The following is a 7,476-nucleotide window of genomic DNA, read 5'->3' on the forward strand; positions in this document are numbered from 1 at the left end:
GCCGCGAGCTGGCGGACGCGTACGTCCGTCTCGTCGGGATGAAGCTGTTCAGCGACCGCGCCGTCGACTACTTCCGCACCGCGGGCCCCTTCGAGCGCCTTGCCGACGTCCGCCCAGTCGCCGGGTGCCGGTTCCAGCGCGGTGGCCCGGTACCGCTTGCCGATCGTCCGGTAGCTTCCCTCGGTCACGTCGTTCGCGGCCTCCGTCAGCGGCGGGGGGAGTTCCGCGACGAGGGTCGACTGGCCCTGCCGCTGCACCGCGTCGACGAGGAAGGCGGCGGGTTCGGGGACGACGGTGTCGAACAGGAGCCGGCTGCCGTAGTTGTACATCTGGGCGCGGGTGACCCGGTTGACCCACTGGTAGAGGCCGCTGATGTTCGCGCCGCCGATGCCGGCCGCTCCGGGCTTGTTGTCGAAGGCGTGCTTGTTGAACTCCTCGAACTCCGCGATGGTCTTGCGGATGTGTGCCTGCTTGGTCTTCTCGGAGAGCCTGGACGCGGCGCGGCTGGTGACGTCGCGCGAGACCGTGGAGGCCTGCTTGAGGGAGGTCTCCTCGCTCCGGTCCTGTGCCACCGCCACATCGGCCTTGACCTCGACGCTGAAGCCGTACCGCGCCGTCACGTTGAGGCCGGCCTTGAGGCTGGAGTCCTCCTTGACGACGCTGCTCGCCTCGCGCTGGAGGGAGAACCGGTCGGTGGTCTGGGTGTCGCGCTCCTCTTCCTTGGAGGTCTCCGTCTCGGTCGAGTAGGTGTCCTCGGAGCGCTCGAAGCGCCGGGTCTCGCGCTCGCGGAGCTCGGACTTCAACACGTTCTCGATGTGGGAGAGTTCGCCGCCCTGGTAGCGCAGGATGTGCTCGCGGACCACGATCAGGTCACCCACGCCGATGGGGCGCAGCACTCCCGGCTTGCCGAACGGAAGGCTCCCCGTGGGAGGTTTCTCGTAGCCGCCGCCATCGCCGTCCGTGCCGGGTTCCGGCTCGGGGTCCGAGGTGACCTCGATGGCCATGCCCCGGCTCGCGTACAGGCCCGGCCGGGGCGGGCTCTGGCGGCGCCCGGCGGTGGCCGCGGTACCGCCGCCGGTACGGGCGGTGCCCTTCTCGGCCGGCGCCGCTCCCTGGGGCGGTGGCGGCGGTGCGATCTCCACCGGGCGCCTGCGGAACGTGCCGGTGGTCGCACCGGCGGACCGCTGGACCAGGTCGATCCCTTGCAGGATCAGGAGCAGGCGGGGGCCGCTCGACGGCTTGTCGTGGCCGGCCCGGAGGATCTCGATCGCGGCGTCCGCGAGGGTGACCAGGTCCTGCTTCCACTCGTTCGTGGTGACCAACTGCGCCGGTTTCTTGCCGTACTTCTGCTCGGCGGCGGACGAGATCGCGGCGCAGGTGTAGTCGGGGCCGTCCCCGAGGGCCGTGTTGAAGGCCAGGTGGGCGGCTTTGAGCGCGGTCCGCCCCAGGATCTCGTCCAGGGTGCCGGGGTGCTCGGGAGGAAGCTGACCGCCTGCGGCGCTCGTGGCGCCCGCGGTGTTCGGCGGGGTGGAGTGCTTGATCCGGAAACGGCCCTCGACCGTCTCGGCCGGCCGGATGACCGTAAAGCGCAGCAGTTCATCCACGGCGTTCTCCTGACCTGAGGTGGCGCGGGGAGTGAGCGGTGCGGATCTCCATCCGGGTTGTAGCGCTTCGAACCCGCCGGGCAACAGGGTCCGGCGCCGGGACTCACCCGGGTGAGTGACGTGCTTCACCGCGGAAACGGCACTGCATCGGGGCGGGAGACGCCACCGCCCCGAGGGCGTGGACCGGCCCGGCCCTGCGCGGGAGCAGCGACTCCGCCGAGCTCCGGACGGGGGGTTCGGGGTTATTCGGCGGGGTGCTCGCCCTGTGCGACTTCCACGCCGCGGTGCAGCCAGAGGGCGCCGCCGAGGGACGAGGCGCCCGCCGCCCCGCACAGCAGGGTGAGGGCCAGCAGGGCGGGTACGCAGCGCCGCACCGGAGCCTGCGCGAACAGTGCTTTGACCCGCGCCGGTACCGGGCCGGTGGTTCCCCGGGCCGCGACCGCCGGGACGTGCAGCCCGCTGCGGCATGCCGTCGAGGCCAGGGCGGCCCGCCCGATGGCGCGTGCGGTCAGCCGCCTGTCCCCGCAGGCGCGGGCGGCGGCTTCGTCCGCCGCGCGCTCGGCGGCGAGGGAGACGACGGGAAGGGCCGAGGCCAGCGCCGGATGGCACCATCCGGCGAGCTGTGCGACGGCCAGGAACACGTGGTGGTGGCCGGCCAAGTGGGCGCGCTCGTGCTCCAGCAGCGCTTCGCGCTCGCGCGGGTCGAGGGCCCGGAGCATGCCCGCGGTCACCACGATCCGACCCGTGCGGGGCGTTCCTCCCGGCAGGGCGAACGCGTCGGGCCGGTCGTCGTCGAGTACGCACAGTCCTCCGGCCTCGGGAATCCCGGCCACGAGGTCCCGGGCCGCGCGCAGGCGCGCCACCTCCGCCGTGACGCCGCGTGCCGCGGCGCTCGCCGCCACGGCGAGCGCGCCGCCCGCCAGCGTCGAGATGGTGGCCACGAGCGCCGCCGGGCCCGCTTGGAGGGGGTGGAGCAGGTGGGCGAATGCGGCGAGTACGGGCAGGCGGAGGGCGAGCGGAAGGAGCAGCGCGCCCAGGCAGGTGACGACGCCGAGGGCGAGTACGGCCGCGCCGGCGGCGATGGCCCACAGGGCGATATCCGGTCGCACCCTCTCGGCGGTCCGCCGTGCCAGTGGCGGCAGGAGCCAGGGCAGCACGAGAGGAACCACCAAGAGCATGATCACGGGTGGTCCTCCTGCAGGAGCCGCCGCAGTTCGGCTTCGTCGTGCGGAGCGAGTCCCTCGACGAACCGGGCCAGGACCATGCTCCGGTCGCTGCCCCCGTCGAGCTCGCGGTGCATGCGCCGGGCGGCCAGCCCGTGGGTGTCCTGCACGGCGAAGTAGACGAACCCGCGGCCGCCGGGGCGGCGCCCCACCAGGCCCTTCTCGCACAGGCGCCCGAGGAGGGTGGCCACGGTGGTGCGAGCCAGATCCTGGGGTATCGCCGTTCTCACCTGCGCTGCCGATAGCGGCGTCCCGGCCGCCCACAGTGCGGCGAGCACGCTGGATTCCAGCTCGCCGGCCGGCCGTCGATCGCCCTCGTCTGCCATGGATCCCCCTTGACCGGTGCGCTGCGTACGGCGGTGCAGATCGACTACTTGGTTGTAGACAGGGTAATGGCTCCCCGCCCCGCCGTGCGTGTCGGCCTCATCGGGTCGCGCGGGTTCGACCGGACGGCCGGGGCTCACGGGGTGGTGAGCAGGGGGCGCAGGGGGCTGTGGTGGAGTCGGTCGGCGAGGGCGTCCTGCCTGCGCTGGACGGCTCGGGTGCAGGTGGCGGCGACGAGGGCGCCGACGGCGAGTCCGGCGAGGACGTCGTGGGGGTAGTGGACGCCGACCCAGACGCGGGAGGCGGCCATGAGCAGGGCTGCGATCAGGGCGATGGTGCCCAGCCGACGCGAGACGAAGAGCAGGGCGACGGCTGCGGCGGAGGCGATGGCGGCGTGGTTGCTGGGGAAGGACCAGTCGCCGGGGGCGGGGCAGGTTTCCAGGACGGTGACGTGCAGGCTCTGGCAGGGCCGGTCCTCGCGGACCACGAGCTTGAGCAGCAGATCGGCGGCGAAGCCGGCGAGGGTGATCAGGGGTACGGCCAGGGCGGTGACGGCGGAGGGGGAGCCGCTGCGGCGGGCCTGCCACCACGCCGCCAGCATCAGTACGGCGAACACCGTCAGCCCGTAGAGGGACCAGGCGGAGATGAGGTTGTTGAGCCAGGCCGGGGTGTGGTGGGCGAGGTCGTTGACGTCGGTGTAGGCGGTGCCGTCGATGCCTGATCCGTTGTAGGCGGGGGTCATTGCGCTGTTCCGTTCTGGTGCTTGCGGCTGCGGCGGGAGCGGAGGACTTCGATCGCCACGGGCAGCAGGGAGACCGCGATGATCAGGGCGACGAGGGGCAGGAGGTAGGTGTCGACGCTGGGGATGGAGGAGCCGAGGGCGTAGCCGGCCAGGACCAGTCCCACCGTCCACAGCAGGCCGCCGGCGATCTGCCAGAGGGTGAAGACGCGGGCGGGGATGTTCAGGGCTCCGGCGAGGGGGTTGAGGACGGTGCGGACCACGGGGACGAACCGGGCCAGGGTGATGGCCTTGGCGTGCCCGTACTTCGCCAGGAACTCCTCGGCCCGGGCGGCACCCTCGTGGAGTTTCCTGGAGCGGGCGCGGGCCAGCAGGGCGGGGCCGGCCCGGCGGCCGATGAGGTAGCCGCACTGCGCGCCGGCCAGCGCGCCGACCACGGAGGCGGCCAGTACCGCGGGCAGGGACAGGCTCGCGCTGCCGGCCGTCCCCGCGCACAGCAGGCCCGCGGTGAACAGGAGCGAGTCGCCGGGCAGGAAGAACCCGACCAGGAGTCCGGTCTCGGCGAACATCACCACCGCGATGCCGATGACGCCGAAGGTCGCGAGGAGCGAGTGGGCGTCGAGGAGGTTCACCGCGAGCGCGGCGGAGGCGGAAGCGGGCATGGCCATGGGTGTGGGCCGGCCTCTCTCACTGATGCGGACAGGGAGGGGCGCCCCGGAGGAGGGCCCCTCGGCGACTACAGTCAAGTAGACGGTCTACTGCACTGTAGACGATCGAGTGAAGGAACACGACCGACCCCACGCCGCACCCAGGGGGCGTGACCGGCTGACTCGGAAGCGCGGGCCGCAGTCGAACGGCGGGGTTCGGGGCGCAGGGCCCGGCGCGGGCGGCCCGGCTATATTTCGTACGTGGACGACGATCACGGGCAACTCCTCGCGGGCCGCTACCGGTTGAGCCGACTGCTCGGCCAAGGCGGTATGGGAGCCGTCTGGCGGGCCCACGACGAGCGCCTGGAACGGGACGTCGCCGTCAAGGAGTTGCGGCTGCCCGAGCATCTGGGTGAGGCCGAACGGCGCGACTGGATCGCCCGTCTCGACCGCGAAGCCCGCGCCGCCGCCCGGCTGAAGCATCCGGGGATCATCACCGTCCACGACCGTATATCCGGCCCCGACGGACGGCCCTGGATCGTCATGGAGCTGGTGGACGGCGGCTCCCTGGCCGACCTCATCGAGGCGGACGGCCCGCTCACGCCCGAGCGGACCGTCGACATCGGGCGGCAGGTGGCGGCTGCGCTCGGGGCCGCGCACCTGAGGGGAATCACCCACCGGGACATCAAGCCCGCCAACATCCTCCTCGAAGGGGACCGGGTGGTCCTGACCGACTTCGGCATCGCCGCCCTCGAGGGAGACGCGACCCTCACCGCCACCGGCATGATCATGGGCACGCCCGCGTTCATGGCACCCGAGCAGGTCCGGGGGATGCCCGCGACGGCCGAGTCCGACCTCTGGTCCCTGGGCGCCACGCTGTACGCCGCGGTGGAGGGCCGCGCCCCGTTCGCCGGGACGGCCCCGAGCGCGGTCCTGGTCGCCGTCGCGACGGAGCCGCCGATCCCGGCCGTGCGGGCGGGGGTGCTCGGCCCCGTACTCGACGGGCTGCTGCAGAAGGATCCGACCGAGCGCCTGAGCATGGCACGGCTACAGGCTCAGCTGAGCCTCGTCGCGACGTCGCCGCCAGCGCCGACGAGAACGCCGACGCCGACGCAATCGCCAGGAGCTTTGGGCCCCGTTGAGTTCAGACTTCCCACGATGCCGGCGGGGAGCCCGTCCGTGCCGCAGGCCGCGGCGGGGCCCGCCGTCCGGCGCTCGGCAGCGTCGCCGGGGCCCGCACCGCGCCGACGCTTCTCACGGCGGGCCAAGCTGTGCGCGTCGGCACTGGTGATCGCGCTGGCCGCGGATTCCGGCTACCTGCTGTACCAGGAGGCCCGCGACGACAGCGCGTACAAGGCCAACCGGCGCGTGGCCGAAGCCCTGACCGCCCCCGCGGGCTTCTCCCGGCAGAGCACGACCCGCATCGGCCAGAACCGGGTACAAGTGACGTACACGTGGCCCGACCCGTGCGCCGATCACTGCGCCGACCAGGTCTCTCTGGCCGAGCAGTGGATGAAGCAGCATGCGGGCACCGCCCGGGTCGACACCTTCGGGGCCGCATCCGGAAGCTGCCTCGACCGCGAGGACGGCTGCCCCGTCCTGATCGAGCGGGTGCCGTCGTACAAAGCCCCGGCCCTTCAGAGCGCCTCCCTCCGGACCGTGGGCGGCCGGCTCTCCTTCCGGGTCGACGTGGGTCGTTAGCGGCGGGCGGCTCGCCTTCTCGAACCACCGGCGCCTGCGCCGGACCCGACCGGGGATGTTTGCCCTGGGCGGGACAGGACAGTCGCCTGGCATGAAGGACAACCCCGCTCCCTCGGACAGGGACAAGCGCACGGACGCCCGTCGGCCCGGATCCGAGGAGGGGCCCGCTCCGACCCCCGGCCCCGGCCCCGAAGTGGAGCGCAACGCGCCCGACGAGCCCACGGAGCTCCCCAAGAAGTCATGGTCGGCCGTACTGAAACGGACGTTCAAGGAGTTCCAGGACGACGAACTGGCCGACCGCGCCGCGGCGCTGACCTACTACAGCGTCCTGTCGCTGTTCCCCGCACTCCTGGTCCTGGTCTCCCTGCTCGGGGTCGCCGGCGAGTCCGCCACCCAGTCCGTCCTCGACAACCTCCAGCGGCTGACCCCCGGCGCCGCGCGGGACATCGTCTCCGGCGCGGTCCGCCAGCTCCAGGGCGGTACGGGGGCCGGGTCCGTGCTGGCGGTCGTGGGCCTGATCGCGGCGGTGTGGTCCGCCTCCGGATACATCGCGGCGTTCATCCGGTCGTCCAACGCCGTCTACGACGTGCCGGAGGGCCGGCCCGTGTGGAAGGTGCTGCCTCTGCGGCTGGCCCTCACCGTCGGGCTGATGGTCATGGCGACGGCGAGCGCCCTCATCGTGGTGTTCACCGGCAGTCTCGCCCGGCGTGCGGGGGACGCCCTGGGGCTCGGCGAGACCGCCGTCACCGTGTGGTCGATCGCGAAGTGGCCGGTGCTGGTGCTGCTGGTCACCGTCATGATCGCGGTGCTCTACTGGGCCGCCCCGAACGCCCGGGGACGCGGCTTCCGCTGGGTCACCCCGGGCAGTTTCCTGGCGCTGGTGATCTGGATGGCCGCCTCCGCCGGCTTCGCCCTGTACGTGGCCAACTTCGGTTCCTACAACAAGACGTACGGCACCCTGGCCGGCGTCATCGTCTTCCTGATCTGGTTGTGGATCACCAATCTCGCCATCCTGCTCGGCCTGGAGTTCGACGCCGAGATGAGCCGCGAGCGCGCCATCGTCGGCGGACTGCCCGAGGACGACGAGCCGTACGTGGAGCCGCGCGACACCCGGGAGTGGAGCGAGGTGGAGAAGCGGCGCGCCCGGTGACGGCGGCCTGCAGGGCGAGCCCGCCCGTGCCCGTGCCGATCTCCAGTACTTCGGAGCCCGGGCCGAGGTCCTCGTGGGCGAGCGCTTG

The 7,476-nt window shown here is 72.6% G+C and carries 6 protein-coding genes and 1 pseudogene; 2 read left to right on the top strand and 5 right to left on the bottom strand.

Annotated elements, in window-relative coordinates; genetic code table 11:
• From ACS04_RS35460 to ACS04_RS24585, 5 genes and pseudogenes are all read right to left on the bottom strand, one after another.
• A pseudogene (locus ACS04_RS35460) lies at positions 1-1,604 on the bottom strand (hypothetical protein); the annotation flags it as partial.
• 242 nt (positions 1,605-1,846) lie between these two features.
• Positions 1,847-2,782, bottom strand: a complete 936-nt coding sequence (locus tag ACS04_RS24570; protein WP_048478942.1) for a M48 family metalloprotease — start codon at positions 2,780-2,782, stop codon at positions 1,847-1,849.
• A gap of 2 nt (positions 2,783-2,784) precedes the next feature.
• Positions 2,785-3,153: a BlaI/MecI/CopY family transcriptional regulator gene (locus tag ACS04_RS24575; protein WP_048478926.1), complete on the bottom strand. Its 369-nt coding sequence runs from the start codon at positions 3,151-3,153 to the stop codon at positions 2,785-2,787.
• Positions 3,154-3,287: 134 nt separating this feature from the next.
• The gene (locus ACS04_RS24580; protein WP_048478927.1) at positions 3,288-3,893 is read right to left on the bottom strand and encodes a phosphatase PAP2 family protein; all 606 of its coding nucleotides are present in this window, start codon (positions 3,891-3,893) and stop codon (positions 3,288-3,290) included.
• Entirely contained in the window at positions 3,890-4,558 is a 669-nt protein-coding gene (locus tag ACS04_RS24585; RefSeq protein ID WP_048478928.1) for a DedA family protein, read from the bottom strand. The genes ACS04_RS24580 and ACS04_RS24585 overlap by 4 nt, the downstream gene beginning before the upstream one ends.
• Before the next feature lie 240 nt (positions 4,559-4,798).
• Here ACS04_RS24585 and ACS04_RS24590 point away from each other — a divergent pair, with 240 nt between their 5' ends.
• Together ACS04_RS24590 and ACS04_RS24595 are read left to right on the top strand one after the other, a co-directional pair.
• A complete protein-coding gene (locus tag ACS04_RS24590) occupies positions 4,799-6,238 on the top strand; it encodes a serine/threonine-protein kinase (RefSeq protein ID WP_048478929.1) in 1,440 nt (479 codons plus the stop codon).
• Positions 6,239-6,329: 91 nt separating this feature from the next.
• On the top strand, positions 6,330-7,388 hold the full coding sequence (locus tag ACS04_RS24595) for a YihY/virulence factor BrkB family protein (protein ID WP_048478930.1): 1,059 nt from the start codon (positions 6,330-6,332) through the stop codon (positions 7,386-7,388).
• Positions 7,389-7,476 lie beyond the last annotated feature (88 nt).

This window comes from Streptomyces roseus (genome assembly GCF_001044425.1).
Lineage (GTDB): Bacteria > Actinomycetota > Actinomycetes > Streptomycetales > Streptomycetaceae > Streptomyces > Streptomyces roseus.